26 protein-coding genes, 2 pseudogenes and 1 riboswitch are annotated in these 26,380 nt (G+C 35.5%); of the genes and pseudogenes, 7 read left to right on the forward strand and 21 right to left on the reverse strand.

The features are described from left to right. Nucleotides 1-136 precede the first annotated feature (136 nt). From KHA94_RS11505 to crcB (KHA94_RS11540), 8 genes and pseudogenes are all read right to left on the reverse strand, one after another. Nucleotides 137-847, reverse strand: a pseudogene (locus KHA94_RS11505) (GntP family permease); the annotation flags it as partial. Between the two features lie 20 nt (nt 848-867). Further along, nucleotides 868-2,007 carry a glycerate kinase family protein gene (locus KHA94_RS11510; protein ID WP_213102300.1) on the reverse strand — a complete coding sequence of 380 codons (1,140 nt, stop codon included), beginning with the start codon at nt 2,005-2,007 and terminating at the stop codon, nt 868-870. A 256-nt stretch (nt 2,008-2,263) separates the two neighbouring features. Next, on the reverse strand, nt 2,264-3,637 hold the full coding sequence (locus KHA94_RS11515) for a ferrous iron transporter B (RefSeq protein WP_213102301.1): 1,374 nt from the start codon (nt 3,635-3,637) through the stop codon (nt 2,264-2,266). Beyond that, nucleotides 3,612-4,334 (reverse strand): FeoB small GTPase domain-containing protein, encoded by a 723-nt coding sequence (locus tag KHA94_RS11520; protein WP_213102302.1) that lies wholly within the window; start codon nt 4,332-4,334, stop codon nt 3,612-3,614. The genes KHA94_RS11515 and KHA94_RS11520 overlap by 26 nt, the downstream gene beginning before the upstream one ends. After that, entirely contained in the window at nt 4,318-4,578 is a 261-nt protein-coding gene (locus tag KHA94_RS11525) for a FeoA family protein (RefSeq protein WP_213102303.1), read from the reverse strand. The genes KHA94_RS11520 and KHA94_RS11525 overlap by 17 nt, the downstream gene beginning before the upstream one ends. A gap of 382 nt (nt 4,579-4,960) precedes the next feature. Continuing rightward, nucleotides 4,961-5,161 carry a hypothetical protein gene (locus tag KHA94_RS11530; RefSeq protein ID WP_213102304.1) on the reverse strand — a complete coding sequence of 67 codons (201 nt, stop codon included), beginning with the start codon at nt 5,159-5,161 and terminating at the stop codon, nt 4,961-4,963. Nucleotides 5,162-5,466: 305 nt separating this feature from the next. Further along, complete coding sequence (crcB, locus tag KHA94_RS11535; RefSeq protein WP_213102305.1) at nt 5,467-5,820, reverse strand: fluoride efflux transporter CrcB; 354 nt, start codon at nt 5,818-5,820, stop codon at nt 5,467-5,469. Then, nucleotides 5,817-6,206, reverse strand: coding sequence for a fluoride efflux transporter CrcB (gene crcB / locus KHA94_RS11540; protein ID WP_213102306.1), 390 nt, complete (start codon nt 6,204-6,206; stop codon nt 5,817-5,819). Before crcB (KHA94_RS11540) ends, crcB (KHA94_RS11535) begins: the two co-directional genes overlap by 4 nt. A 186-nt stretch (nt 6,207-6,392) precedes the next feature. On the opposite strand from crcB (KHA94_RS11540), the gene KHA94_RS11545 reads away from it, so the two are divergent. Together KHA94_RS11545 and KHA94_RS11550 are read left to right on the forward strand one after the other, a co-directional pair. Further along, nucleotides 6,393-6,815 (forward strand): VOC family protein, encoded by a 423-nt coding sequence (locus tag KHA94_RS11545; protein ID WP_213102307.1) that lies wholly within the window; start codon nt 6,393-6,395, stop codon nt 6,813-6,815. Between the two features lie 172 nt (nt 6,816-6,987). Beyond that, a complete protein-coding gene (locus KHA94_RS11550; protein ID WP_213102308.1) occupies nt 6,988-7,722 on the forward strand; it encodes a YqcI/YcgG family protein in 735 nt (244 codons plus the stop codon). A gap of 84 nt (nt 7,723-7,806) precedes the next feature. Here KHA94_RS11550 and KHA94_RS11555 read toward each other — a convergent pair whose 3' ends face one another. From KHA94_RS11555 to KHA94_RS11590, 8 genes and pseudogenes are all read right to left on the reverse strand, one after another. After that, nucleotides 7,807-7,971 carry a hypothetical protein gene (locus KHA94_RS11555; RefSeq protein ID WP_213102309.1) on the reverse strand — a complete coding sequence of 55 codons (165 nt, stop codon included), beginning with the start codon at nt 7,969-7,971 and terminating at the stop codon, nt 7,807-7,809. 28 nt (nt 7,972-7,999) lie between these two features. Then, nucleotides 8,000-8,437, reverse strand: a complete 438-nt coding sequence (locus tag KHA94_RS11560; protein ID WP_213102310.1) for a GtrA family protein — start codon at nt 8,435-8,437, stop codon at nt 8,000-8,002. Then, nucleotides 8,391-9,428, reverse strand: coding sequence for a glycosyltransferase family 2 protein (locus tag KHA94_RS11565; RefSeq protein ID WP_213102311.1), 1,038 nt, complete (start codon nt 9,426-9,428; stop codon nt 8,391-8,393). The genes KHA94_RS11560 and KHA94_RS11565 overlap by 47 nt, the downstream gene beginning before the upstream one ends. 18 nt (nt 9,429-9,446) lie before the next feature. After that, nucleotides 9,447-11,123 (reverse strand): DUF6044 family protein, encoded by a 1,677-nt coding sequence (locus tag KHA94_RS11570; RefSeq protein WP_420828167.1) that lies wholly within the window; start codon nt 11,121-11,123, stop codon nt 9,447-9,449. A 101-nt stretch (nt 11,124-11,224) separates the two neighbouring features. Next, nucleotides 11,225-11,575 (reverse strand): hypothetical protein, encoded by a 351-nt coding sequence (locus tag KHA94_RS11575; RefSeq protein WP_249365481.1) that lies wholly within the window; start codon nt 11,573-11,575, stop codon nt 11,225-11,227. Between the two features lie 25 nt (nt 11,576-11,600). Next, a pseudogene (locus tag KHA94_RS11580) lies at nt 11,601-11,693 on the reverse strand (NAD-dependent epimerase/dehydratase family protein); the annotation flags it as partial. Between the two features lie 179 nt (nt 11,694-11,872). Further along, complete coding sequence (locus KHA94_RS11585; RefSeq protein ID WP_213102314.1) at nt 11,873-12,331, reverse strand: YndM family protein; 459 nt, start codon at nt 12,329-12,331, stop codon at nt 11,873-11,875. A gap of 40 nt (nt 12,332-12,371) precedes the next feature. Continuing rightward, nucleotides 12,372-12,686: a hypothetical protein gene (locus KHA94_RS11590; RefSeq protein WP_213102315.1), complete on the reverse strand. Its 315-nt coding sequence runs from the start codon at nt 12,684-12,686 to the stop codon at nt 12,372-12,374. Nucleotides 12,687-12,964: 278 nt separating this feature from the next. Between KHA94_RS11590 and KHA94_RS11595 the strand changes: the two genes are divergently transcribed. Beyond that, nucleotides 12,965-13,594: a LysE family transporter gene (locus KHA94_RS11595; RefSeq protein ID WP_213102316.1), complete on the forward strand. Its 630-nt coding sequence runs from the start codon at nt 12,965-12,967 to the stop codon at nt 13,592-13,594. 28 nt (nt 13,595-13,622) lie between these two features. On the opposite strand, the gene KHA94_RS11600 is transcribed toward KHA94_RS11595, so the two are convergent. Further along, entirely contained in the window at nt 13,623-14,993 is a 1,371-nt protein-coding gene (locus KHA94_RS11600) for an amino acid permease (protein ID WP_213102317.1), read from the reverse strand. A gap of 428 nt (nt 14,994-15,421) precedes the next feature. Continuing rightward, nucleotides 15,422-15,601: riboswitch (cobalamin riboswitch) on the forward strand. Nucleotides 15,602-15,947: 346 nt separating this feature from the next. Between KHA94_RS11600 and KHA94_RS11605 the strand changes: the two genes are divergently transcribed. The 3 genes from KHA94_RS11605 (at nt 15,948) to KHA94_RS11615 (ending at nt 19,846) form a co-directional block, all read left to right on the forward strand. Continuing rightward, complete coding sequence (locus KHA94_RS11605) at nt 15,948-18,236, forward strand: ribonucleoside-diphosphate reductase subunit alpha (RefSeq protein ID WP_213102318.1); 2,289 nt, start codon at nt 15,948-15,950, stop codon at nt 18,234-18,236. A 105-nt stretch (nt 18,237-18,341) separates the two neighbouring features. Then, entirely contained in the window at nt 18,342-19,388 is a 1,047-nt protein-coding gene (locus tag KHA94_RS11610) for a ribonucleotide-diphosphate reductase subunit beta (RefSeq protein WP_213102319.1), read from the forward strand. Beyond that, complete coding sequence (locus tag KHA94_RS11615) at nt 19,385-19,846, forward strand: flavodoxin domain-containing protein (RefSeq protein ID WP_213102320.1); 462 nt, start codon at nt 19,385-19,387, stop codon at nt 19,844-19,846. The genes KHA94_RS11610 and KHA94_RS11615 overlap by 4 nt, the downstream gene beginning before the upstream one ends. Nucleotides 19,847-19,914: 68 nt before the next feature. On the opposite strand, the gene ilvD is transcribed toward KHA94_RS11615, so the two are convergent. Beyond that, nucleotides 19,915-21,594 (reverse strand): dihydroxy-acid dehydratase, encoded by a 1,680-nt coding sequence (gene ilvD / locus KHA94_RS11620; RefSeq protein ID WP_213102321.1) that lies wholly within the window; start codon nt 21,592-21,594, stop codon nt 19,915-19,917. Nucleotides 21,595-22,092: 498 nt separating this feature from the next. Continuing rightward, nucleotides 22,093-22,320, reverse strand: a complete 228-nt coding sequence (locus tag KHA94_RS11625; protein WP_213102322.1) for a hypothetical protein — start codon at nt 22,318-22,320, stop codon at nt 22,093-22,095. 252 nt (nt 22,321-22,572) lie between these two features. On the opposite strand from KHA94_RS11625, the gene KHA94_RS11630 reads away from it, so the two are divergent. Then, on the forward strand, nt 22,573-23,079 hold the full coding sequence (locus KHA94_RS11630; RefSeq protein ID WP_213102323.1) for a DoxX family protein: 507 nt from the start codon (nt 22,573-22,575) through the stop codon (nt 23,077-23,079). A 73-nt stretch (nt 23,080-23,152) separates the two neighbouring features. Here KHA94_RS11630 and KHA94_RS11635 read toward each other — a convergent pair whose 3' ends face one another. After that, complete coding sequence (locus KHA94_RS11635; protein WP_338030772.1) at nt 23,153-24,802, reverse strand: peptide ABC transporter substrate-binding protein; 1,650 nt, start codon at nt 24,800-24,802, stop codon at nt 23,153-23,155. A gap of 923 nt (nt 24,803-25,725) precedes the next feature. Further along, a complete protein-coding gene (locus KHA94_RS11640; protein WP_213102324.1) occupies nt 25,726-26,115 on the reverse strand; it encodes a hypothetical protein in 390 nt (129 codons plus the stop codon). Between the last annotated feature and the right edge of the window lie 265 nt (nt 26,116-26,380).

Raw genomic sequence — 26,380 nt, forward strand, 5'->3', positions numbered from 1 at the left:
ATGTTTCTGTACGAATTTTCAGATACTTGAAGTACCGCTAACGATTTTGACCTTTTAGCGGTACTCCGTATCTGACCTCACTTTCATCCCACGTCTAAAGACGGGCTATGCCCGGTGTGGGCTTTCTCGTTCGGGAAATCTGTAATACAATTGGTAAAAAGGCTTTGAATGTCGATGGCATTTTACCAAATGAACGAACAATTTCATCGTAATCTAATTCCTCGCCATCATCTTCCACTTCTATTTTTCTAGCAACCGTTGTCGCCCAAAAATAACCGACAACGGTTGCAGGAATAGCAACAATTAAACCGATTAAAATGATTGTCCCTAAGAAACCATCCGCTCCAATATTCCCTGCAGCTGCAATCGGGCCAGGAGTTGGCGGAACAAGTGTATGTGTAGCGTATAAACCAGTTGCAAGTGCAACAGACATAGAGGCTAAGGCAACTTTCGCTCGTTTCGCTAATGCCTTTCTTAAACTGTTCAAAATAACAAAGCCAGAGTCACAAAATACTGGGATTGAAACAATGTAACCGATTAAGCTCATCGCTAACTGTGGTCTTTTCGGCCCAACAATACGGAGAACTACTTCTGCCATTCGTAAAGCAGCACCAGATTTCTCCAAGATTGTCCCAATAATTGTTCCGAATACAATGACTAGACCAATTCCGCCCATTATTCCACCGAAACCTGTATTGATATTTTCTACAATTTTCATAAGCGGCATTCCAGAAGCAAACCCTACAAACAATGTACCTAACATAAGTGATAGAAAAGGATGCACTTTAAACTTAGTCGTAGCAACGATAATTAACAATACTCCAATGGCTATTACAAGAAATAACATTTTGTTTCCTCCTGCTTTTTCTATTTTTGTAAACTTATCATATAAGTACGGATGACCTGTTCAGCTGTTTGCTCGAGCAGTTCAGCTCCTCTTGTGATGGCTTCTTGAAGAGTCATAGGAGCATTTACAATGCTATTAACACTTGTAATCCCATGCTGATACAAAACTTCAATTCCCTGACCAATTGATCCAGTAAGAGCAAATACCGGGATTCCCTTCTTTTTAGCGGCCTCTGCCACCCCCATTGGTGTTTTTCCAGATGCTGTTTGGAAATCAATTTGTCCTTCTCCAGTAAAAACACATTCTGCACCATCTAAATGTTGATCAAGCTTTGAATACTCTATAACAATGTCAATCCCTCTTTTTGTTTTTGATGGAAAAAAAGCTTGGAAAGCTCCACCAATTCCGCCTGCTGCGCCAGCACCAGGCTTATCATGCAATCGAATTCCTGTTTTCAGTACAACCAAATCAGCCCAATGAAGTAAGTTGTTGTCTAGAGCCTCCACCATTTCAGGTGTTGCTCCCTTTTGAGGTCCAAACACATGAGATGTTCCATCTTTACCAATAAATGGATTTTGCACATCTGTTGCAATCAAAAATTCACAATTGGAAATACGAGAATCAAAATCTTGGTCATCAATTTGGACAACTCTTGAAAGTTCACCGCCTCCAAAGCCAACAAGCTGATTGTTTGAATCTAACAACCTCATCCCCAAAGCTTGAAGCATGCCGATTCCACCATCATTGGTAGCGCTTCCACCAATCGCTAAAATGAATTTACGCAACCCATCATCCAGCGCTTTTTTAATTAATTGCCCTGTACCAAATGTTGTAGCAGCCATCGGATTGAGTTTTGTAGGATCGACAAGACATATGCCTGAAGCACTTGCCATTTCGATTACACAAGTTTCCTCGTCACCCAATATTCCATAAGCTGCTTCAACAGGATCTAGTAATGGTCCTTTAACTGTTAATTCAACCTTTCGTCCATTCGTTGCCGTAACTAAACTTTCCATCGTCCCCTCTCCACCATCGGCTACAGAAACGATAACTGTGTTTACTCCTTGTACTGCCTTTTTCACCCCTCTTTCAATTGCTTGTGCGGCTTCAAGTGCCGTCAAACTTCCCTTGAATGAATCGGGTGCAATGACAATCTTCATATTGCATACCACCTTACTAAATAAATTATCTACTGTGGAAACAGCACTTAAAAGAATTAATATTTGAAGATTTAATTAATATTCCATTAAAAAGTGAATCTATTAATACGGCCCGCGATCGCTAAGTGCCTGAAGCGGAAATCAACAGGGAAGTTTAACATATCCATAAAAAAAACACCTCCAATTGTTAGTTGTGTCTAACAATTGAGGTGAAGTTAAACTAATTCTACTCACTCTTTTTTTATTCTTGTTTATTTTATATCCACCCTAGCAACCTTGCTGTTTGTGCAATGATAAACGTTACAAGAATAGCGATTACTGTTGGAATAAGGAACGCAAGAAAAGTCCATTTCTTACTTTTCGTTTCTTTATAAATATTAATTAGTGTTGTTCCACATGGATAGTGCAGGAGAGAAAATAACATCATGTTAAGCGCTGTTACCCATGTCCATCCTTGTTCAAGAAAAATTTTCTTTAAGTCTACTAAGCTATCAACCTCTGTGAGAGCGCCAGTTGATAAATATCCCATCAAAAGTATAGGAAGCACAATTTCATTAGCAGGCAAACCTAAAATAAATGCCAACATGATGTAACCATCTAATCCTAGCATTTGTCCGAACGGGTCCAAAAATTGAACCATATACATTAAGATACTTGTGTCACCAATGTATATATTTGCAACGACCCAAGTTAATATTGCTGCTGGTGCTGCTACCTTAACAGCTCTCACTAATACTGCCCATGATTTTGTAAGAGATGATCGGATTACCGTATCAAAGAACTTCGGACGGCGGTATGGAGGTAATTCCAACGTATAATGAGTAGGAACACCTTTTAGCGCTGTTTTGGAAAGAACCCATGAAACAAAAAAGGTGACTATAATCCCAAATAAGACCAGTCCGACAATTACCCCAGTTGTTACAAGTGATTTAAGTCCGCCAGTAAAATTTGCCGCCATAAAAAGAGATGCAAATACAATTAATGTGCCCCAACGTCCATTACATGGAACAAAATTATTCGTTAAGATTGCTAGCATACGCTCTCTTGGCGATTCAATAATTCGAGTAGAAATAACTGCTGCTGCGTTACAACCAAACCCCATCGCCATTGTTAGTGATTGCTTTCCATGAGCCCCAACTTTTTTAAATATCCGATCCATATTGAATGCTACACGTGGCAGATAGCCATAGTTTTCTAAAAGAGCGAATGTTGGAAAAAAGATAGCCATAGGTGGAAGCATAACACTTATGACCCAAGTTGTTCCCCTATATAAGCCTAATACCAATACACCATGAAGCCAATCTGGAGCATGAATAAAGGTAAAGAATGCAGTTAAATAATTTTCTAACCATCCAAAAAACTCTGCCAGCATTGTAGAGGGAATATTAGCACCGGCAATGGTTATATAAAAAACAAGCCCTAACATAACAATCATTATTGGAAACCCAAGGAAAGGAGAAGTAAATATCGCATCTAACTTTTCTGTCTTCGTATCACTTTTTGATTTCGAATAAGTGACTCCTTCTTGACATAATTGGTTACTCCTCTGATATAAATGATGAACAATTTCGTCCCTAAGCTTTGGTGAAGAAAGTTGTTGCGCTTCAGAGAATAGCTGTTGAATATTCATCTGTTATCTTAACCTCCTCCAATCGCAGACGTTTATTTATTTCATTTAGTAACTTCTCATCTCCATCTAGTAATCTTAGTGAAACCCAACGTGACGATAAACGATCTCCAATCATTCCTCTTATATATGGTTCGATTTTATAAATTTGTTCTTCGATTTCATCGGAATATGTCATTAGAGTTGGCTTACATTCTATCGTTCCATTTGCAATCCGTTCGATCGTATCAAGCAACAGGTCAAAACCTACTTTGTTTCGTGCTGATAACTTAATAACTGGAACGCCGAGTTTATTAGTTAAAATACGTTCATTAATCTTGATGCCTTTTTTTTCTGCTTCATCTATTAAGTTAATGCAAACGATCACATTGGTTGTCATTTCCAAAACTTGCAATGCTAGATTGAAATTCCTCTCTAATGATGTTGCATCTAACACGACAAGCGTTACATCTGGTTTTTCAAAAACAATATAATTCCTAGCTACTTCTTCATCCGTTGAATTTGAAAATAGAGAGTACGTACCTGGAAGATCAATAAAACTATATGTTTTTCCTTTATATTGAACTTTGCCTTCTGCAAGCGAAACGGTCTTACCTGCCCAATTTCCTGTATGTTGTCTAAGGCCGGTTAGGGCATTGAATAAGGTGCTTTTTCCAGTATTCGGGTTTCCTGCTAAGGCAACTCTAATTGGATTTGTCATTGCTGATCAGCTCCCCTTCGATTTTGGAACTCTCTTCTTTCCTTAATGCAATCGTTGTTTGACTTACTCGAAAAGCGATTGGATCTCCAAGAGGGCTTTTTTTAAGAACTTCAATTATGGCTCCCGGCACAAACCCTAGGTCTAATAACCTTCTTCTCATTACTCCTTCTAAAAAGATATCAGTAATACGGATGAAATCACCTTTTTTCCCTTGATATAAGGTCAACCTATTGGTTGTATGCATATTTTTTTCACCTCTGCCTTTATTTTTCCCTAGCGCAACTTTTAGTATAATAATACGAATATATTTTTATATTGTCAATGGTATTATCATATTCATTAAAAATTTTCAAAAAAATTACACTCTATATAACCATCGTTATGCAGGGTTATTAACACATGTGATAATTCGGAGACTTATACTCCATGTACATTACACCTCGTTTAAAAAATAAGCGCTGCTGAAACTTAGTTCAACAGCGCTTTCATCATTTATATAAATGTATAACAAATCCATTGATCTAATTGTAAATAAAACTCCAAATGGATAGGACCACCTTTAATAGGGTATTCCCTTTTTTGGCTCATAATAGAGTCAATAATTAAACTGAAAATTGGGACACTATTTATGCAACACTAGTGTTTTTAATTAAATAATTTATAAACATCTTTTTCCCTTCCTCAACCACTTGTTCGTAAGGATTATCTTGATCCATGGTGGCATATTGAAAACTAATGCCATTTATTATGCTCCAGAACAATCTTGCTATAAGATCATTGTTAAATGTTGTTAGAAATTCTCCACTGTCTTTACCTTCTTGAAGCATATCAATAACGACTTTATTGTAGTAATGCCTTCAAATAATGTAACCTCTTGACTGGATTGACGATAGTGGCTATAAAGTTCAGGAATAATGATTGGCATTTTATACATCGGAAAATTTAGCATCTTACTGCGCTCTTTTATGGAAAGTTTTTTATATCTTCTAATTCACCAAATGCAAGTTTCTTAAATCCATGTTTATCAGCTAAATTGATACAAATGTATTCTGAGAATTTGCCAGAGTACCATCGAAATCAAATATAATATATTTAATCATCATTTCCCCTCTTTTCTCTTTTAAAATTTCATTTAAATAAAAAATACAATTGCAGCTGCTGCCACACTAATAAAAACTGATGATATTACATAAATGAATGCTATTTTAAATTGTTTTTCTAGAAGAAGTTTAACGGTTTCATTGCTAAATGTTGAAAAGGTTGTAAAAGCCCCGCAGAACCCTATTCCAAACATAAACCATACCCAATCTTGGATTTGGTTTGTTATATGTAATTTTGCAAGTAATCCTAATAATAATGACCCTGTAAGGTTAATGATCCATGTTCCTAATGGAAAAGTACCTTTTGATTTTTTATTAATAAAAGCACCTATTAAATACCTTAACAATGCCCCAAATGAGCCGCCTACTCCAATTATCCAAATCATAAAACATCAACTTTTTCTTTATTATTTAATGTGGCTAATTTATATCCAAGAAAAGCAAAGACTAATCCTAGTGTGACACTTAATAATACATAAATGATAGCTAAAAAATAATCTTTATTTACAATTAAATAAATGGTTTCCACTGAAAAGGTAGAGAAAGTTGTAAAAGAACCTAGGAAGCCTGTACCAACAAATAATGACAATCTTTTCATAGCTTTTCTTCTTTGACTTATAAATGTTAAGAGCCACCCAAGAACTAGAGAGCCTGTAAGATTTATGAAAAATGTTCCTAATGGAAATCCATTATTAATATGCACCCATTCTCCGATTCCGTATCTTGTTATAGCACCAAAAAATCCGCCAATCATTACCAAAAGAATATTCAATAATTTGTACACCTCAAATTAATATTTATCTGTATGGATATCATACCAAAAAATAGAAAAAGATAAAGGTTGACTAGTCCCTATATTATTGTAAATTTTTTGTTGAAATATTTTTATTATATATCATGAAATGATACAATAATTGATGTAAATTGTTTTTAAATTTGATCTTTAGGGGTGACTAAAGTGGCTATTAATGTCTATCTTAATTTTAATGGAAATTGCCGAGAAGCAGCAGAGTTTTACGCAGAGGTTTTTGGAACAGAGAAACCACAATTTATGACTTTTGGTGAATCACCTCAAGATCCTAATTATCCCCTTCCAGAAGAGGCAAAAGATTTAATCATGCATACTCGACTTAATATTGATGGCAGCAACGTAATGTTTTCTGATACTTTTCCAGGAATGCCATTTGTTGAAGGCAATAATATCACCCTTGCCATTGTCAATAAAGATTTAGATGGTTTGAAATCTACTTTCGAGAAACTTAAAGTTGGTGGTACAGTTGCCATGGAACTTCAAGAAACATTTTGGAGCAAATGTTATGGCCAGTTAACTGATAAGTTTGGTGTTAATTGGCAGTTCAACTTCGAAAGTGAAGAAATGTAATGTAATTTATAAAATGGAGCATCCACCTTAGTGAGATGTTCCATTTTTTTATTAAATGCCTCTAGTTATTCCTTTTAGTCGCATCCCCTTACTTCCTCCAAGAATTCAACCTTATCCCTTTTCACCTGACTAGCAGATAATACATATTTTAAGGTTAAGGAGTGGGTAATTGATGACTTTACTACAGAAATCACAACTTGAAGAGCTTTCAAAAAAATCTTGGCAATATCATGCTTATAATCATTTTAAAAATAAAATAATCGATAAAAAGAACCTTTTCCCTTGTATACCAGCCACTCAAGCATTTTCATTAAGCCATTTAAGATACGGTTTTGTTGGAAGTCCTATAAGTCCCGAAACTTCCAAAGAATTGGCAGAATTACTAAAGGATTATTCGATTCACTATAAAGACTTCGGAAAATATACATCACTCATCGTTTTTTTTAATACTTCCCAAGAATTGAAATTAAAATCCAATGTAGAAGACTTCGAAGCTTTTTTTTGGCAACATCTTATTAATTTAAATAACCTCGATGAAGTACAATGGCCGGTAAAGATTCCTAAAAACCCAGATAATCCTTTTTGGGAATTTTGTTTTCACGGCGAGCAATATTTTATGTACTGTGCTACTCCCGCTCATAAAAATAGAAAAAGCAGATATTTCCCTTATATGTTATTAGCTTTAACCCCTCGATCTGTGCTAATGGAATTTAATACAAATGAACAATTTGCGCTTAAAGTAAAAAAACAGATTCGAAGCAGATTAAAAGATTATGATACATTACCTATCCACTCTTCCTTAAATAGCTATGGAAACAAAGACAATTATGAATGGAAACAATATTATTTACATGATGATCATACTGAATTAATACAATGTCCGTTTACAAAAAGAAATAAGAATTAAAAACCCTTCCAAATATGGAAGGATTTTTAATGTAATATATTTAAGGTTAAAATACTGTACTTTTTGAAAATAAGTTTGAAATAATTACAAACCTCCGCAAGAGGAATTATTATTTTCCTCTTTTTTTTCGGTTGTTACAGATTCTAATCCATAGCCAGTAGAACTAATTTCTAATACTTCTTTATTTGTTGTCCCTTTTAAGCTTTGCTTTAATTCTTCACCTTTTTGTCCTAATTGATTTTCTTTCATTTTCATGCCTCCATATTATTTTTTCACTTTAATTAAAAACTAGATGCTTCTGCCCGAAATAGTTCATTACTGTATAAAATCCTGTTCCAATAAAAACGGCTAGATTTTCATTAGAAAGGAAGAGGTAACTAAAGAAAGAGAGATCGGATATGATTTCTGCTGCAATGTGACTAACTGTGAATGAAATGAAGTAACAAACAAGAATGACTGTGATAAATCGCGGTAAGCTTTTTGTTATTTTCGAGTTACTTTGGAAGGTAAAGCTTCGGTTCAAGAAATAGCTTACAACCGCACCAGCACTATTTCCAAAAAATGTTGATAGCCAATATGATAACCCAGTTACATTTAATAGAAAAAGCATAAGTGAAATACCTGTCAATGTATTCATGATTCCAACGAGCAAAAAACGAATAAAAGAATTAGTTCGTTTCAGATAGTTTTCCAAAATCAGCGTTAAAGAGTTCATTTTCATTCCCTCCGTCATTTATGATATGTCGGGGTATCGGCATGTTAAATGTATCTATATCAATCATAAATTTCGGCCTGCGCTTCGTCTCACTATATATTTTACCTATATATTCCCCAATTAATCCTATCGCGATCAGCTGAAGCCCTCCTATTAGCCAGATGGATGTAATTAAGGAGGTCCAGCCCATTTCTGTATGTCCAAAAAACTTTAATCCTAAAAAATATGCTCCGAACAAGAAACTAATACAGAATGACATAAACCCAATGACCATTACCAATCGAATAGGAGTGATAGAAAAAGAAGTAATGCCTTCAAAAGAGAATGCAAGCATCTTTTTTAATGGATATTTCGTTTCCCCTGCCAGCCTTGGCTTTCTGTCATAGTAAATAGTTGTTGATCTAAGTCCCAAAAGGGGAATAATACCACGCAGAAACAGATTTACCTCTTTAAAGCGACTGAGTTCATCAAGTGCCCTCTTGCTCATTAAACGAAAATCGGCGTGATTATAAATGAGATCCACGCCCATTTTTTTCATTAAATTGTAAAAGCCTTGGGCAGTATTCCTTTTGAAAAAAGTATCGGTATCCCTTCTGCGTCTGGCACCATAGACAATGTCATTTCCTTCATGAAATTTTATAAGAAACTCTCGAATTGCGTGTATATCATCTTGAAGATCAGCATCAATGGAAATCACACAGTCCGATGCTTTTCTAGCGGTCATAAGTCCTGCAAGAAGTGCATTCTGATGTCCTACATTTCTTGATAGCTTCAGTCCCCGAATCATCTCATTTATTAAGCTACTTTTGTAAATGATCTGCCAAGTTTGATCCTTGCTTCCGTCATCCACGAACAAGATTTTACTTTTTTCCGATATAAGTTCCTCCTTCACCATTTCTCCTAGAAAGCTGCTTAGCTGTAAAATGGTATCTGGAAGAACCTCTTCTTCGTTGTAACAAGGAATGACGATTGTAAGCACTGGATTTTTCATTTTGTTTCCTCCTGGCAGTTAAATGGCTTTATATAGGTAGATTTTCCATGCAGAGCTTTTTGATTCAAAAATTTTTTCTAAATTCAAACCGTTGTCAGATGCATTATCAATAGGGATGGCTGAGAAAATATGTGTGCCTCCCATTTCCTTAAATGGAGCCATATTAAGTTCAAGGTTCTTCAGCCGCTTTTTTGAATGTTTCTTAAACATATAGCGTTTACCCAGCTCTTTCGTAAAGATATAGCATCTCCCGCCCCATTCATCAAAATAGGTTCGAATCGTTTTATTTTTTGCAAGTTCTTTCTGGATAATTCTTCTAAACTGATATTTATAGCTTAATGGATAAAAATTATTATAGGTGTCGAGGGTGTAGAATCCGTTATATTGTGCAATTGCAGGATGGATACCAATGCTTGCAACTCGATATTCCTCTTGAGGGATGCCTATAAATTCTTTAATATCATTAAATTGCTCCTCAGCAAAAAATTGTCTAACTGTTGGTTTATTTTGAAATAATATCTCTTCATTGGTTAATGAAACAACGAAAATCTGTGCAGCAATAAAGACTGGAACAGCCCACGTCCATTTTATTTTCAGCAGTATTTTTAAAGAAATGGCAAACAAAACATAAATGACTAGCGGTCTTAAAAAATGGTAGCGGGCAAAATTGAATGTATTCATAAAGTGAAAACGTTCTGTTAATGGCAGCCAGCCTTTATAAAACCAAAATCCATACCATGCAGATAAAACGAAATTAAGAAAAAAAAGAAAAACAAACTCCTTTTCTTCCTTCCACAACCCTTTTCTAATAACGATGAAAAATGCCATCAGCATAACTGGCAGGATAATAATAGAATGTATTGTTGCAGCATGATGGTGGCCAAAAATATAATTTTTGAAGGTTAGCCGGATACAATGCCAAAAAGACAATCTTGCGTGAATATATTCATCTCTGCTGTTTGGCTCATCATCAAACAAGAAGGAATAAACAAGACGATATTCTACGATAAAATAAATAATGGTCATATAGGCTATGGATAAAAGGAAGCGCCAATTCAACCCTTTCCGTCTTATTACATCAGATAACCAAAAAAGTCCCATTGCACTTAAGAAAAAGAAAAAACCTAATACGATACTTGAATAAAACGGTAGAAGAGTTAGCACAACATAGCTTTTCCACATACTTTCTCCCTTTCGGATATTCAAGAACGCCCATAATGCTAAAGGCATTCCAAGTGTGCTTAACATACCTGAAGGCCAAAACGGAGTAAATGCAAATGCAAGCGAGGTCCCAATATTAATAGCTATTGTCTCCCATCCTCTTCCTTTAAGAAAATGAGTTTTCAATAGTAAATACATCCCTGAAAAAGCAACGAATCTTGTTATCGTCTGGCTTAATGCATATGCAACCATTGTTGGTAACAAAGCATACAGCCAAACGATTAAGCTGTATTCCGTCCCAAATGCATTACGAGATAAATATCCATTAATCACCTGCGGGATCCTTGCATAAACAGAACCGGTTAATTGATCGCTTTCCGAAAGAACCTTATACCACGCAAGATTGGAATCTAAATTATCATGAACACGTATATGTGCATCCTCCCCTAAAATAAAGAGCGGGGATAAAAATATTGCTATTGCGAGCAAGGCAAATATAAGTAATCTTTGCTCGACTTTATTTTTTTGTGTCAGCAATCATTACACCCCATGAAATTAATTCTTAAAACACTTTCTGTCTTAAGATGCTCGGGGGGAAAGAAAAATATTCCTGCATCCCATTTATGTTAAACAACCTATTTTCCAATCTTTAAATTGGGGTCCTTACTATCCATAGATATCGATTGACTCTTATAACCATCCGGGTGCCTCAAATGCCATTCCCAAGCATCCTTAATCATTTGATTAATACATTTCTTTGGCTTCCAACCTAATATTTTTTTTGCTTTGTCCGCAGAAGCTACCAACTCTGCAGGATCACCTTGCCTTCTATTCCCTATAATCACATGAAAATTTTTCCTGGTTACCTCCACTGCTGTATTTATTACTTCTCTAACTGAATATCCAATTTTGTTGCCTAAATTAAAGACATTACTTTTACCCCCACCTTGTAAATAGCGAAGTGCAAGCAAATGAGCTTCTGCCAAATCCTCTACATGAACATAGTCACGTATCTATTACAATTACCTCTAAACCTTGCTTCAGCAGAAAATAGACAGTATGTGACCCTATATAACCTGCCCCGCCTGTTACTAAAATCGCCATTTAATCACCCCGCATCATATCTTGTAACTCATTTTTCTATATGCAGAGATATCGGCCAGTATCACTAGCTTTATGAAACTCTTTTCTTAAGAGACCGGAGTCAGCAATTCGGCAATTTAATCCATAGAAAAAAGCCAAGCAAGATGCTTGACTTTCCTGATTCTTGTTCAAATAGCTTTTCACTTATTATATTCATCATCCATCTTTTTCAAGTCTGTTTGATTAGGTGTCAGTTCTTCTGAAGCTTCGGTCTGAAATTGCACTTTTAAAGGGTTAATCGTGCTAATTTGTGTATTATTAATAACCTGATTGGTCATATATTTGTGAAAGAAGAATTCGAAAATTGCAATGCCTACTGATGCGATAAGTGACCTCATAAACAAATTATTAGCAAAGGTTAGACTATAGATCATGAGCCATATGATAAATATGGACATTACAAAATCTGCTAAGGTTGCAACAAAGTTATATGTTCGCGGCAAAATGAGCAAGTCTCCTATAGTATAGGAAACAAAGACTAAACCAAAAGAAATAAAGAACACCCCCCAAAAGGTCATTCCGTAATATACACCGAGAATAATATATAAAAGGACAAAACATGAAATAAACTTTATGGCCAATGCTTTAACATGCTTCATATTATCATCTCCTTTTATTTTATTTTGCTTTTTTATTTTCTTATTTATCATTCATTGATCGATATAATTGCGTATGTATGCTTCCTTGTACAATATTTTCAAGAAAAAATTCACCAATTAATTTCACATATTCATCATCATCAAACATTCTTTTGTTCTGCAGCTCCATTTCTGCAAGTCCATCATAAGTTGAAATTAATGCGTATGTATGGTCCTTCCCCGTAATGGGTGTCAAAATATCTACCCTATGATTATAATTTTCATTTCTAAACTTCTTAATATCTTGTAAGTTTTCTATTCCTTCTTTAAATTTATCCTGTTTAATCTCAAAGGTTTGATAAACAATAACTGACATCTTCTGCCCTCCCAAACGATACACATTTTTTGTTTTATTATTTGCTAGAAAAGCCTAATTATTCATGATCATTCCTTTTTCAATTTTAAGGATTATTATTTTTCGCCTGTTATACATAAAACAAAAGGCGAGCTAAACATGCTCTCGTGAATTAATAACGTAAAACCCTTCTTTTTTATTCTTGCTTCCTTGAATCTGTCCCAAAAAGATGTCGTACAAGCCCTCCCTAAAGAATAGAATTGTACAAGTATTTAAATGTAAAACAGGGAGTTGTTTTTATGGATTTATTCTTTAGTTTTATTTTTCTAGGTTTGTCTTTAGCTGCACCGATTGGACCTGTAAATGCTGCCCAATTGGATAAAGGTATTAAAAGCGGTTTTTTTCACGCTTGGCTAGTAGGATTAGGGGCTATGGCTGCAGATGTTATCTATATGATTACAGTCTTTCTCGGATTCGTGAATTTTCTGGAGATTTCTTTCATAAAGGTCTTTCTTTGGTCGTTTGGATTTTTCGTACTCGTATACACAGGGATAGAAAGTATCATAAGTGCCAATAAATTGATTTCATTTACAAGAAAAAGCGAAGAAGCTGCAATAAAATCATTTTTTTCTGGCTTCCTGCTTTCCATTTCAAATCCATTGACAATTCTATTCTGGCTAGGCATTTATGGTTCTGTTCTTGCCAAAACGGTTTCAGAATATAATCCATCGCAGGTTATGATTTATAGTACAGCGATAATTATCGGACTTCTGCTTTGGGATATCACTATGGCAGTTGTTGCTAGCAGCTTTAGAAGATTTTTAACAGGAAAAATCCTGGCTGTTATCTCAATCATTTCAGGTTTATCCTTAATCGGGTTCGGCATTTATTTTGGTTACCAGGCTATTTTATTGCTGTTTTTTACATAAAAAAACTCCACTTCAATAACATGTTGAGTTATGCTTCCTGAGGGTTATATCCTCTATTTCTTTTCCTTTTTTTAATAATACTCATGATCAATAACACAATCACTATTAGCCCGACAAACAATAAACTGACAAAAAACCCTGGTCGACTCGATTTTTGAAAAAGTGTTCCGCTTATAGCAAGCAAAATCAAAATCATTCCAATAAATCGTTTTACATGATCAAACCTCGTTGCTTTTACAAGTTTTGGAAAATAAACAAGGATAAAAAGCCAATTGTATAATAACATTAGCCCTGCTGCTGTAGTAATATATTCGTAAACACGATCTGGCATGAATAGAGCTAACACTACTGAAGTAATTAGCCCGCAAATTGTTAAACTAAGCGCAAAAGGAGGGACCTTTAGTTTACCTTGTTTAGAAAAAATTTTTGGCGCATCTCCATCTTCTGATAAAGTGACAATCATGCTTGTTACAGCAAATAAGGATGCAGCCATTGTTGAAAAACCGGCTATAATAATTCCTCCATAAAAAACATGTGGAAAAAAATTAATGTCATATTTTTCGAGTGCAATGACAAAAGGACTTTCGTTTGTATGAAACTTATTTAATGCTGCCAACCCTGTTGCTAAAGCTAGTGATATTAAGTAAATAGTTGTTAGCAACATTAGCATAACAGTTCCTGATTTCCGTACATCCTCTTTATTTTTTAGCCTTGTAGCTAATATTCCCATAATTTCAATCCCGCCAAAAGCATAAAATCCAAAGATAAGTGCTGACCATAATCCATATATCCCTTTTGGTAAAAACTCTTTTTTATCAGTCGGAACATTGAAATCTTTTATGCTTCCACCATATAATCCGAATAAAACTGCGATTGCTAAAAAAATAAACATAATAATAGCTGCAATTTTTATTACTGCAAAAACATTCTGGGCCTTTTCAAATCCCTTCGTTCCAATAACCACGACAATTACTCCAAGTACTGCGTAAATCATCGAAAAAATCCACAGAGGGACATTCGGAAACCAAAAGCGAGTGAGCAGAGAAAGTGCAGTCAGCTGACTCCCTGAAATCAGCATTTCCGAAAACCAATACACCCAGCCGCTGCTAAAACCAGCCCAACGGCCATACGCTTTCTTCGCATATGATCGAAACGCACCCTTTTGCGGATCTTTGGCAGACATTTTTCCTAAGGCATCAAATACAATATATGTACCCAAGGCAGCAACGACAAATGCGATTAGAATACCTGGACCTGTCATTCTTATCCCGATTCCAGATCCAACAAAATAACCTGTACCAATAATGCATCCTACACCAATAAGTGACAGCTGCCACCATGCTAATTTTTTGTTACCCTTCTCATCGCCTTGACAAGCCGCCCGAGCAGGTATCTCCATAGAGAATCCCTCCCATCCAATTCCAAATTATTATTAGCTTTGGGTAGTTAAATATGTATTGTTAGGCTCGTTCTAGAATAACGAATAATTACTATTTTCTCGTTTCACAATAAATTCAATTGGACAAAAAAAGGAGGACATTTAAATGAATCAAGAATGTTTTTATTGTCAGAATGAAACGGAAGAAAAAGATATTCATCATGTTACTTTCCAGATTTCTGATATGGATAAGGATGAAGTATTATGCAGTGAATGATACCAAGAATGGCTACACGGGATAAAGGGTTAATTGATTTCAAAGCACATTCTTTTGCGAATGTTATAGAAATTCATCGTACTATAAAAAGGTTGTCAAAATTTAGAGTATGACTTATAATCATAAAAGTACATATATAGTGCTGTTTTTACATCATCAACACAATATACAGTAACAAACCAATGAATATGGTGTCGATTAAGACTTAATAGGGAATCTGGTGAGAATCCAGAACTGTCCCCGCAACTGTAAGTGCCATCGAAATAAGTAAATCCACTGTCTGTCAAGATGGGAAGGGCTTAGAGTAGGAAAAGGCACAAGTCAGGAGACCTGCCGTATTTATAGCGTGTTATCTTCTTCGGGAGTTGGGAAGGTAGAACGAGGGTATTTTGATAGATATTTTATGATCTATGAATATATCAACGTTTTTAAAACCCATCCTCTTTTTTGAGTGATGGATTTTTTATTTAGATGCATATTATTCCTCTAAATCTACCCTTATATCCCCTCATACCTAGGAATCAGAAAATCCAACTTTAAGAAAAGAGGTATGAAATGATCCCGTAATTTTCATCGAACGTATCCAGTACAATTCCAAGAAAACTTGTCTTAGCGCCTGGTATCAATCATAGAGGACTCAACTTCAGTGGAACTTAATTATCTGTATTTAAAAACTCATTTAAAGGGGAACTTTTTTAATGACATCACTTACTCATATTAATTTGGATTCAGTAATAGAAACAATAGACAAAGCTTCCTATTTATACAAACTGGATATTGATGAGCTTAAAAAGCAATTATTTGAACAAAATTTAACCAGTGAGTCAGCAAATCACCATGCACTCCTCTATTCTTTAAACCAAATTTCAATGGATAATCCAAACTGGACCTATCTAGCTGCAAATTTATTTTTAAATGAACTATATTCAAAAGCAGCTGTAAATAGAGGATACGAAAGAGAAATAAAATATGGTGATTTTTACGAGTTGATTCAAAATTTAACGAGGATTGGAATTTATTCTAAAGACTTACTTGCCATATTCACAAAAGATGAAATAGATGAATTTGCAAAAGAAATTGTTCCAGAGAGAGATCATTTGTTTAACTATGTGGGTTTATTTTTACTTGCAGATCGCTATCTTGCGAAAGATTATGAAAAAAATATATATGAATTGCCTCAGGAACGATTCATGATCATCGCAATGACATTAATGAAGAATGAAAATAAATCGAAGCGTGTACCATTAGTAAAAGAGGCTTACTGGGCTTTAAGCAATCTATATATGACTGTCGCCACTCCTACCCTTGCCAATGCAGGAAAAAGTTACGGTCAACTTTCTTCTTGCTTTATTGATACGGTTGATGATTCCTTAGACAGTATTTATTTAAATAATTGGGATATTGCTAGATTGAGTAAAGATGGTGGTGGCATTGGCATCTATTATGGAAAGGTCCGTGCTTTAGGGTCTGATATTAAAAGATTTAAAGGAAATTCATCAGGTGTCATTCCGTGGATAAGACTGTTAAATGATACTGCAGTCAGTGTTGATCAACTAGGGCAAAGGCAAGGAGCAATTGCAGTTTACCTCGATGTTTTCCACAAGGATATCATGAATGGGTTTTTAGATTTAAAAACAAATAATGGCGATGAGCGTCGTAAAGCACACGATATTTTCACAGGCGTTTCTATACCAGACCTGTTTATGAAAAAGCTTGAAGAGATTGATGATACTGGGCGAAGCATTGGACAATGGTATACTTTTTGTCCTCATCAAGTAAAACAGATTATGGGCTGGAAGGATGAAAATGGAGCTTCTTTAGGGCTTGAAGATTTTTATGATGAGTTAGATGAGAAGCATTTTACAGAAAAATACAAAGAAGCTGCTGCACATCCTCTACTTCCAAGAAAGTCATACCGTGCAATGGACATTATGGCCCGAATAATGGTATCTCAACTTGAAGCAGGAACTCCTTATATGTTTTATCGAGATGAAGTCAATCGGCAAAACCCGAACAAACATGTGAAAGGAAGAGGCCGTACTTCTATATACTGCAGTAATTTATGCACTGAGATTACCCAGAATATGTCACCTACTGTTATACAAAATGAATACGAAGATGATGAAGGAAATATCGTCATTATCCGTAAGCCTGGAGATTTCGTTGTTTGTAATTTATCCTCTATTCATCTCCCAAATGCGGTCAAGGCAAATGTGTTAGAGCGTCTCATTCGCATCCAAATGAGAATGTTAGATAACACGATTGATATTAACAAAATATCAGTCGGACAAGCGAAACAAACCAACTCAAAATATAGAGCAGTTGGTCTAGGAACATTTGGCTGGCATCATCTGCTTGCTACGGAAGGAATCTATTGGGAATCAGAGAAAGCAGTTGAGTATGCAGATGAACTTTATGAAGATATCGCCTATTATTCCATTCAATCATCAATGGAGCTTGCAATGGAAAAAGGCCACTATTCAATGTTTCATGGCTCAGAGTGGCAAACAGGCGAATATTTTAATAGGAAAGAATACAATTCTGAACGATGGAAAAAGCTGCAGGAAGATATTCAAACATATGGGGTTCGCAATGGCTGGATGCTTGCAGTAGCACCAAATTCTTCTACTGCAAAAATTGGCGGTTCAACAGACGGAATTGATCCCCTTTATGCGATTGAATACGCGGAAGAAAAGAAAAATTTTAAGTTAAAAATAGTTGCACCTGATCTGGATCACCATACTTACACCTATTACCGACGGGTAAGACATGAACTCGACCAATTATGGAGCATTAGACAAAATGCCGCACGTCAGCGTCATATTGATCAATCTATTAGCTTCAATTTATATGTCCGTCATGATATTAAAGCAAAAGAGCTGCTTCAGCTTCATATGGAAGCTTGGAAGCAAGGATTAAAAACTACTTATTATATACGAAGCACTTCTCAAACTGAAATTGAAGAATGTGAAGCATGTCATAGTTAATATTTTCAATAATCATTAATATGTTATGTCGAAGTAAATAGAGGGTTAGACTCCCTAACCCTCTGTATATAAGTATCTATATAAAAAATCTTTTGGAGTGATTCCATGAATATCCAACAACCACTAAGGAAAATAAAATTATTAAACCCTGAGTTTCCAAATAAATCTACAGGTTTAATTAACGGTCAAGCTTCTGGTATTTTAAATTGGAATGACATCAAATACCCGCAAATGTATCGGATGTATCAAACATTATTATCTAATTTTTGGAAGGCTCAAGAAATTAATATGCAGGATGATATAAAACAATGGGACTTACTTAGCTCGATTGAACAAGATGTATTTTTACGAATAAACACACAATTAGCTTCCCTAGATAGCCTGCAGACACCAACAATGACTCAAGTAATGGACTATGTGACAGATCCAAGCTTTAAAGCAATTTTTGCCGTTATCTCACAGCAGGAGGCTGTTCATAATGAATCATACTCTTATATATTAAGCTCGCTCATTCCATTAAGTGAACAAATTGCCAGGTTTGATCAAGCAAAAGATGATCCAATTGTCCAGAAACGAAATCAACTAATATTAGAGAGCTATGAAAAATTCAGAAATAGTCCGTCACTGCAAAATTTATTTGAGCTTGGAATCCATTCAATCATATTAGAGGGAATTTATTTTTATGCAGGCTTTGCCTTTTTTTATAACCTAGCCCGGCAGCAAAAAATGCTCAAAACTAGTACAATGATCAGCTATATTCAAAGGGATGAAATGCAGCATGCCTACTTTATCGCTCAATTTATTCGGATCCTGCAAACGGAGAACCCTGAGTTACAAACAGATCTTAATACACAATTCGTTTATGATACTATTCACAAAGCGGTTCAGCTTGAAAAAGAGTGGGCTCAATTTATTTTAAAAAATATTCAAGGCATTGATTTAACTGAATATGAAAGCTATGTGGAGTACCTGGCCAACAAACGTCTTCGACAATTAGGTCTTGATAACCTTTACGAAGGACGCGAAAACCCTATGCCTTGGATTCACGTTTTTAGTGATGAAATGATGAATGAAACTAAGTCTGACTTTTTCGAGCAAAAATCACGAACTTATACGAAAGTATCTCAAGATAACGGTTTTGATGAGCTATGAGAATAGCTATTGTTTATACATCAATTACTGGGAATACAGAAGAGTTGGCCTTATTGCTTTGTGAACAATTCAAGAAGAATGTTGACGACATATTTCTTTATAGGATTGAACAGTTTCCACTTCATACATTGGAAAACTTTGATGCCATCGTAATAGGTACCTACACTTGGGGAAATGGCGATATTCCTATTGAAATGGAACAGATTTTTCAAGCGATTGCAAAAAGAGAGCGAAAAAACCTAGTTACAGGAATTTTTGGAACTGGTGATCGTTTTTATCCTTATTTTTGTGGGGCTGTAGACAGATTCAAGGATGTTTTAAACAACAGTACAGATCTAGCGGTAACACTAAAGGTCGAATTATTGCCACAAGAACTTGATTTAAATCGATGCATGAAGTTTGTTAATATCATTAGCGAACGTGTCCAAATGAAGCATCAACTAAATGTTTATTCATAATGTATTTAAAGATTCATTTAAATCAAAAAACCTGTAGGATGCATTGAGACTCCTACAGGTTTTTTGATTTAAATTTTCATTACTCCTCCTGTACTAGCTGATGTAACTAGTTTAGAATACCGAGCTAAATATCCTTTTTTGACTTTCGGTTCAAAGCCTTTCCAGGCTGATTTGCGCTTCTCAAATTCTTCATCTGATATTTCCAGCTGAATTGTGCGTTTATTTAAATCAAGCTCGATGATGTCACCATCTTGTACAAAAGCAATTGGGCCACCTTCTGCTGCTTCTGGAGAAATATGACCGATTGAAATCCCTCTTGAAGCACCTGAGAATCTTCCGTCTGTTATTAAACCAACCTTCGCTCCGAGACCTCTTCCGACGATTTGTGAAGTTGGTGCAAGCATTTCCGGCATGCCTGGCCCACCTTTAGGACCTTCATATCGTATGACTACAACGTCACCTTCTTTCACTTTACCAGTAATAATACCGGATAGAGCATCTTCTTGAGAATCAAAGCAAATTGCAGGGCCTCGATGATAGCCGCCAACAGATTCATCTACTGCACCCACTTTAATAATAGAGCCATCTGGTGCTAAGTTGCCAAATAATACAGCTAGCCCACCTTGCTCAGAATGTGGCCGGTCCAATGGACGAATGACATCCTTGTCCAGAATATCACTGCCCGCTACATTTTCACGTATTGTCTTTCCTGAAACAGTCAAACAATCGCCATTAAAAGCACCTGGCTTCTTAAGCAGCTCATTGATGATGGCACTTACCCCTCCTGCATTATGTACATCCTCAATATGATAGTCTGATGCAGGAGCAATTTTTGCAAGATGCGGTACACGACTTGCAATTTCATTAATACGTTCCAGTGAATAATCAATTTCAGCTTCATGGGCTAATGCTAGCGTGTGAAGAACCGTGTTTGTAGAACCCCCCATAGCCATATCCAATGCAAATGCGTTATCAATTGCATCTATTGTTACGATATCACGAGGTTTAATATCCTTCTTAATTAGCTCCATTAATTGCTTGGCTGATTGTTTAACAAAGTCTTTGCGTTCCTCAGCAACAGCTAAAATCGTTCCATTTCCTGGAAGCGCAAGCCCCAGTCCTTCTGCTAAACAGTTCATTGAATTTGCAGTAAACATCCCTGAACAAGATCCGCAGGTAGGACATGCCAACTGCTCGATCTCTTGCAATCTTTCTTCATCAATTTTTCCAGATTGGTACGCACCGACTCCTTCAAAAACAGATGTTAAGTCAAGTGGATTACCAGCTTTATCTTTACCGGCTTTCATTGGCCCGCCACTTACAAATATCGTTGGAATATTAACACGAAGGGCCGCCATCATCATTCCAGGAGTAATTTTATCACAGTTAGGAATACAGACCATTCCATCAAACCAATGGGCAGCAACGACAGTTTCTACTGAGTCTGCAATAATTTCTCGGCTTGGCAGCGAATACCTCATTCCAATATGACCCATTGCAATTCCATCATCAACGCCGATTGTATTCATTTCAAATGGTACTCCACCTGCTTCACGGATCGCTTCTTTGACGATTTGACCAAATTCTTGTAAATGAATATGGCCTGGGACAATATCAATATAAGAATTTACTACTGCGATAAACGGTTTATTAAAATCTTCTTCCCTCACACCAGCTGCACGAAGCAAACTTCTATGTGGTGCACGATCATACCCTGTTTTTATCATATTACTGCGAAGATCAGCCACGATAAATCCCCCTCCATATCCAAAACAAAATAAAAAATTGTAACTTTTTTTATTGTTAAAATATTTTAATAATACTTTTTATTTAACACCACTTCTTTACTTGTGTAAAGGAGTTTTTCAGGAATCTTCACTTTCATATATGGTAAAGTATAGATATTACTTAATTTTTTTACTTGCATAATAAGAACGGGGAGCTTATTGCTCCCCATTTCTTACATAAGTTGCCATCAAAAACTACTATAACAATTTCTTCTTCTTATTAAGAGTCAATTCAACTTTGTCTCTTAAACTCTGTCCATATTTTTCAAAAATGTAATTTTGAATTGTTTACTACAATAAAGAAGTTTATTTTTTCTTTATAAAAACTAAGACACCTCCCAGTTAACTGGAAGGTTTTACAAATAATACACCTAATTTCATTTCACCAATACAAAGCATTTAACCTAATTCTTAAGAGCTAGATGAAGTTCCAGCAGCTTTTTTTGTGTTAGAAATTAGTTATTTTTTTATTGAAGTCTCTACTTTTGCTGTAGGACGCTGATCATACCAATTCATTATTTGAGTGAGTATTGAGAATAATAGAAAGAAATTCATAGCCCAGACCGAAATAAATGGGCTAATTCCGCCAAATTCAATCGATTGATAGCCTTTTAAAAACATAACTATATAGACTTCTAGGAAAATTAGAATAAATCCACCGATACCTGATATACCTACACGAACCATTCCTCTCCCTCCTTCTTTTAATTATTTTATAAGAATAATAAGATAATTACAAATAAATCGTTCATAAAAATGACAATATATCATAGCTTTTCCTCTTGACTACATAAACCCCCTTCAATTTGATAAATCGTTCTAAAATAATTCACATTTAATTTGCAAATATGTGAATTAAATTACAATATTGTTAAATATAGGAATTATTTATGCTATTATTAACATGTAATTATTATTTATTGAAAGGAAGAGATATGTATGTTTGTTAAATGGTTAAGAGAAAGTCAAATTGCTGCAGGATTATTAACAATTATTCGATTATATCTTGGCTATTCATGGATTACAGCTGGATATCATAAAGTTGTAGATGGTTTTGATGCTTCTGGTTTCTTACAAGGTGCATTAGCTAAAGCAACTGGTGATCATCCGGCAGTGCAGGGTTGGTGGGCAAGCTTTTTAGAAGGGATTGCAATCCCTAATGCGGGATTATTTAGTTTTCTGGTTGCATGGGGAGAACTGTTAGTGGGAATCGGCTTAATTTTAGGTTGCTTAACGACAGCGGCTGCATTTTTTGGTATTGTTATGAACTTCGCATTCTTATTTTCTGGAACAGTTAGTACAAATCCACAGTTAGTTTTATTAACTATATTCATTCTAGTGGCAGGTTATAACGCAGGAAAGTTCGGATTAGACCGTTTTGTCATACCTTTTATTCGTAAACAATTTAGAGGAAAGAATAACAAATCTGGAACTCTTGCCTCATAAGCTAATAAATACTATTAAATATGAAAACAAAAAGGAATATGAGGATCCCATATTCCTTTTTGTTTATATTTATTTATTCAAAGTATGCCCATTTGTATTGAACATCTCCAAGTCCTGATACGGCTACTCCTTTTAAGCTTTCATTCTGGATCCAGTTGTTTGTATAGAAGTAAATTGGTGCTACTGGCATATCTTCCATAAAGACTGCTTCTGCATCTTTTAATAATTGCTGACGCTTTTCATGATCAGCCTCAAGAGAAGATTTTGCAAGCAGATCTTGGAATTCTTTACTTTCCCAGCCAGTATCATTATTACCACCATCAGCATCTCGGTACAATTCAAGGAAGTTGATGGCATCATTAAAGTCTCCTAACCAGCCTAAACGTCCGATTTGATAATCAAGTGAGTGAAGCTTATCAATGTAAACAGCCCACTCTTGGTTATCTAATGTTACTTCAACACCTAAATTTTGCTTCCACATATCTTGAACTGCCTGCGCAATCTTTTGATGAAGTTCTAAAGTGTTAAAAGACAAAGTAACTGCTGGAAACTCAGAAACATCCTTATATCCTAATTCCTCTAATCCTTTTTGCAAATATTCTTTAGCTTTCTCTACATCATTATCAGAGAAAAAGCCTTTTTCATTATCAGGGAACATTGATGGCGGAACGATTGCCATAGCAGGCAATTGCTCACCTTGTGCAATGTTATCGATAATTTCCTGACGGTTGATTGCATGTGCAAAAGCTTTACGGATGTTTACATTGTTAAAAGGCTCAACTGTAGTATTGAATTTATAATTATAAACACCAGCAATTGGTTGCGTCGTTAAGCGGCCTTCATCTTTAAGAGTCTGCATTGCATCTGTCGGAAGATTGCCATTAGGAGATCCTGCCCAATCAAGTTCACCATTTTCAAACATAGATAGTTCAGTGTTAGAATCATTGATCATGACCATTTCGATTGTGTTAAGTTTTACAGTTTTAGCATCCCAATATTTTTCGTTCTTTTTAAGAAGGATTTTGTCGCTGTGAGACCATTCTGTCATCACAAATGGACCATTGGAAGTATAATTATCCCCTGCATCATTTGCCCAATTTGGATTTGCTTCGGCAACTTTGCTATTAATTGGAAGGTAAGTATAGAACGCTGTCAGCTCTAAGAAATACGGTGTTGGATTTTCAAGTGTTACTTCAAGCGTCTTCTCATCTAATGCTTTCACTCCAACTTCATCAAGTGATCCACCCTCAGCATTGGCTGCACGAGCTCCTTTAATATAATAAAGCTGATAGGCATATTCAGATTGGTTTTCTGGATCTAATGCCCATTTCCATGCATATTCAAAGTCTTTAGCAGTTACAGGATCGTCATTTGACCATACCGCATCACGAAGAGTGAAAGTATAAACCTTCTGGTCATCAGAAACGGCAATTTTTTCTGCAGCTGCATCTTCAGCTTTTCCTTCTGCATTAATACGAGTTAACCCTTCAAAGGTTTGGCGGAGTACTGTTCCAGATGTTGAATCCTTCGCTAAACCAGGATGTAAAGATGGTGGTTCAGTATTAATGTTTATTCGTAAGTCCTGTGGTACTTCAGGCTTTTCTTCTGTTTTTTCAGGCCCAGTTGCTGTTTCACCGCCAGTTTTCTTCCCGCCGCTACAAGCTGTAAGGAACATACTAAAAACTAATAAAATGCTAAAAAAGACTAAAAATTTCTTATTCACCTATTTTCCCCCTTTATAATTTTCCACAAACTTGGTTCCATAGCTCCGTTCTGTTTAAACACAACCTAAACTAAAGTACTAGATCATAATTGATTTATACAAAACAATTCTAAACTAGTATTTAATTCCAGTTGTATACTGTGACGGTTCCTATGTTATAAAACTATTTCTTTAGATAATTATAAATAATCAAAAAACTAGGCGCAAGAGATATTTTTGTACTATCTTATACATTTTTCGACAAAAAAGTGAAATTTCTAATTACTTAATAATTTCAAGAATGGCAAGTATTTCATTCGAACTTTGCTCAATTGATCAATCTTAAGTTGAATTCACCACTTGTGTTTTTTCCTTTCCAGCACTCGCGGGCGTTTCGGAAGCCTCCTCGTCGCTATCGCTTCTGCGGATTCCCCCATTGACTTCGCTTCTCCCGCAGGACGTTGGATAATCTTCCCCGAATAAACACCGCACGAAGGAAATGCGAATGCATTTTTCGAGGATCTCACGCCTACAGCGAAAATCAACAACAAAATAGCCATTATCAACACTGAGCTTTAGCACAGCCTCCCTTTTTAAAATGGCAACAACCCTATCTTCATAATTAACTGCCACAGATAAATTTCTAGTGTGCCCTAAAGGAATCCCAAGAAAGAACAAATGCGCAAGCGCCTTCGGAACAATTAAAGGACAAATTGTTCCTGCGATGAATATTCAAAGAAGCTTTCCTTAGTGCTCACCTCCGACAAGCACAAGACGAGCCTCACGGAAAGGTGTTCTTTACCTTTCTGGGAGGATTGGCTTGTGACCTCGAGGAGGTAGGCGCTGGAGCTGAACGTAGATAAACTATATCTCAAGTTATCAACAGATAGCGAAAATTATAATTTCCTATACAATCAAAAAAGCACTTGTAGCAAGTGCTTCAATTATCTATCTTCTTTTGTAAACGTTAATAGGAAAAATAACAGAAAGCTCAACAATAAAATGGAGCCTCCGACAATATATAATACCGTGTTTAGTGTACTAGGAAGAAACTCAGGTTTAAAGATATAAAGTGCCATTCCAACTGTTAACCCAATTGAGCCTATAGCAGCTGTATAAACATGAAGCTTAGCTAATATCCCAATTTTTGGTGAGAACACCTTATAATATATCGCCCATGCAAATAGTGTTAACCAGCCAACAACAAGTATATGTGCATGAATTGGTCTGAAAGCATAATCACCGGAACCAGCCATATGTGAACCTAGAAAAGCACCGATAAGACCAAATAATGCTGACAATCTTAATAATAATTTACTATATTTATTACCCATCTTTTTATCCTCCATTTCGTTTTTTTACTACTTAGTTTAATAGGTTATTAAAGCCTAATCAAAATAAAGCTTTTTGATAATTTTATATTATTCAATTCCACACAATATTACTTCTTTAATATAACTTTAGAATATGAACAGAAGATGAACAGTACTTTACAATCTTTCATTAACCTATCGCAATATGTCAACTTAATAATTACTAAGTTGACATATAATAACTTAAGATTTATTCTTTATTTATATTACTACTGTTTTTGGAGGA

Origin of the sequence: Cytobacillus citreus, assembly GCF_018343665.1 — a bacterium.
Taxonomy (GTDB): domain Bacteria; phylum Bacillota; class Bacilli; order Bacillales; family Cytobacillaceae; genus Cytobacillus; species Cytobacillus citreus.

Bases quoted from the DNA above. Each gene is read 5' to 3' on its own strand.
- KHA94_RS11600 (WP_213102317.1), bottom strand. From the start codon at position 14,993: ATGGAGATACCTGCTCGGGCGGCTTGTCAAGGCGATGAGAAGGGTAAC.
- KHA94_RS11630 (WP_213102323.1), top strand. From the start codon at position 22,573: ATGTTTGTTAAATGGTTAAGAGAAAGTCAAATTGCTGCAGGATTATTA.
- KHA94_RS11555 (WP_213102309.1), bottom strand. From the start codon at position 7,971: ATGAAAGAAAATCAATTAGGACAAAAAGGTGAAGAATTAAAGCAAAGC.
- KHA94_RS11530 (WP_213102304.1), bottom strand. From the start codon at position 5,161: ATGCTTCAAGAAGGTAAAGACAGTGGAGAATTTCTAACAACATTTAAC.
- KHA94_RS11640 (WP_213102324.1), bottom strand. From the start codon at position 26,115: ATGGGTAATAAATATAGTAAATTATTATTAAGATTGTCAGCATTATTT.
- KHA94_RS11520 (WP_213102302.1), bottom strand. From the start codon at position 4,334: ATGACAAATCCAATTAGAGTTGCCTTAGCAGGAAACCCGAATACTGGA.
- KHA94_RS11565 (WP_213102311.1), bottom strand. From the start codon at position 9,428: ATGAAAAATCCAGTGCTTACAATCGTCATTCCTTGTTACAACGAAGAA.
- KHA94_RS11510 (WP_213102300.1), bottom strand. From the start codon at position 2,007: ATGAAGATTGTCATTGCACCCGATTCATTCAAGGGAAGTTTGACGGCA.
- KHA94_RS11525 (WP_213102303.1), bottom strand. From the start codon at position 4,578: ATGCATACAACCAATAGGTTGACCTTATATCAAGGGAAAAAAGGTGAT.
- KHA94_RS11590 (WP_213102315.1), bottom strand. From the start codon at position 12,686: ATGTCAGTTATTGTTTATCAAACCTTTGAGATTAAACAGGATAAATTT.
- KHA94_RS11550 (WP_213102308.1), top strand. From the start codon at position 6,988: ATGACTTTACTACAGAAATCACAACTTGAAGAGCTTTCAAAAAAATCT.
- KHA94_RS11515 (WP_213102301.1), bottom strand. From the start codon at position 3,637: ATGAATATTCAACAGCTATTCTCTGAAGCGCAACAACTTTCTTCACCA.
- KHA94_RS11610 (WP_213102319.1), top strand. From the start codon at position 18,342: ATGAATATCCAACAACCACTAAGGAAAATAAAATTATTAAACCCTGAG.
- KHA94_RS11595 (WP_213102316.1), top strand. From the start codon at position 12,965: ATGGATTTATTCTTTAGTTTTATTTTTCTAGGTTTGTCTTTAGCTGCA.
- KHA94_RS11605 (WP_213102318.1), top strand. From the start codon at position 15,948: ATGACATCACTTACTCATATTAATTTGGATTCAGTAATAGAAACAATA.
- KHA94_RS11625 (WP_213102322.1), bottom strand. From the start codon at position 22,320: ATGGTTCGTGTAGGTATATCAGGTATCGGTGGATTTATTCTAATTTTC.
- KHA94_RS11585 (WP_213102314.1), bottom strand. From the start codon at position 12,331: ATGAAGCATGTTAAAGCATTGGCCATAAAGTTTATTTCATGTTTTGTC.
- KHA94_RS11615 (WP_213102320.1), top strand. From the start codon at position 19,385: ATGAGAATAGCTATTGTTTATACATCAATTACTGGGAATACAGAAGAG.
- KHA94_RS11560 (WP_213102310.1), bottom strand. From the start codon at position 8,437: ATGAACTCTTTAACGCTGATTTTGGAAAACTATCTGAAACGAACTAAT.
- crcB (WP_213102305.1), bottom strand. From the start codon at position 5,820: ATGATTTGGATAATTGGAGTAGGCGGCTCATTTGGGGCATTGTTAAGG.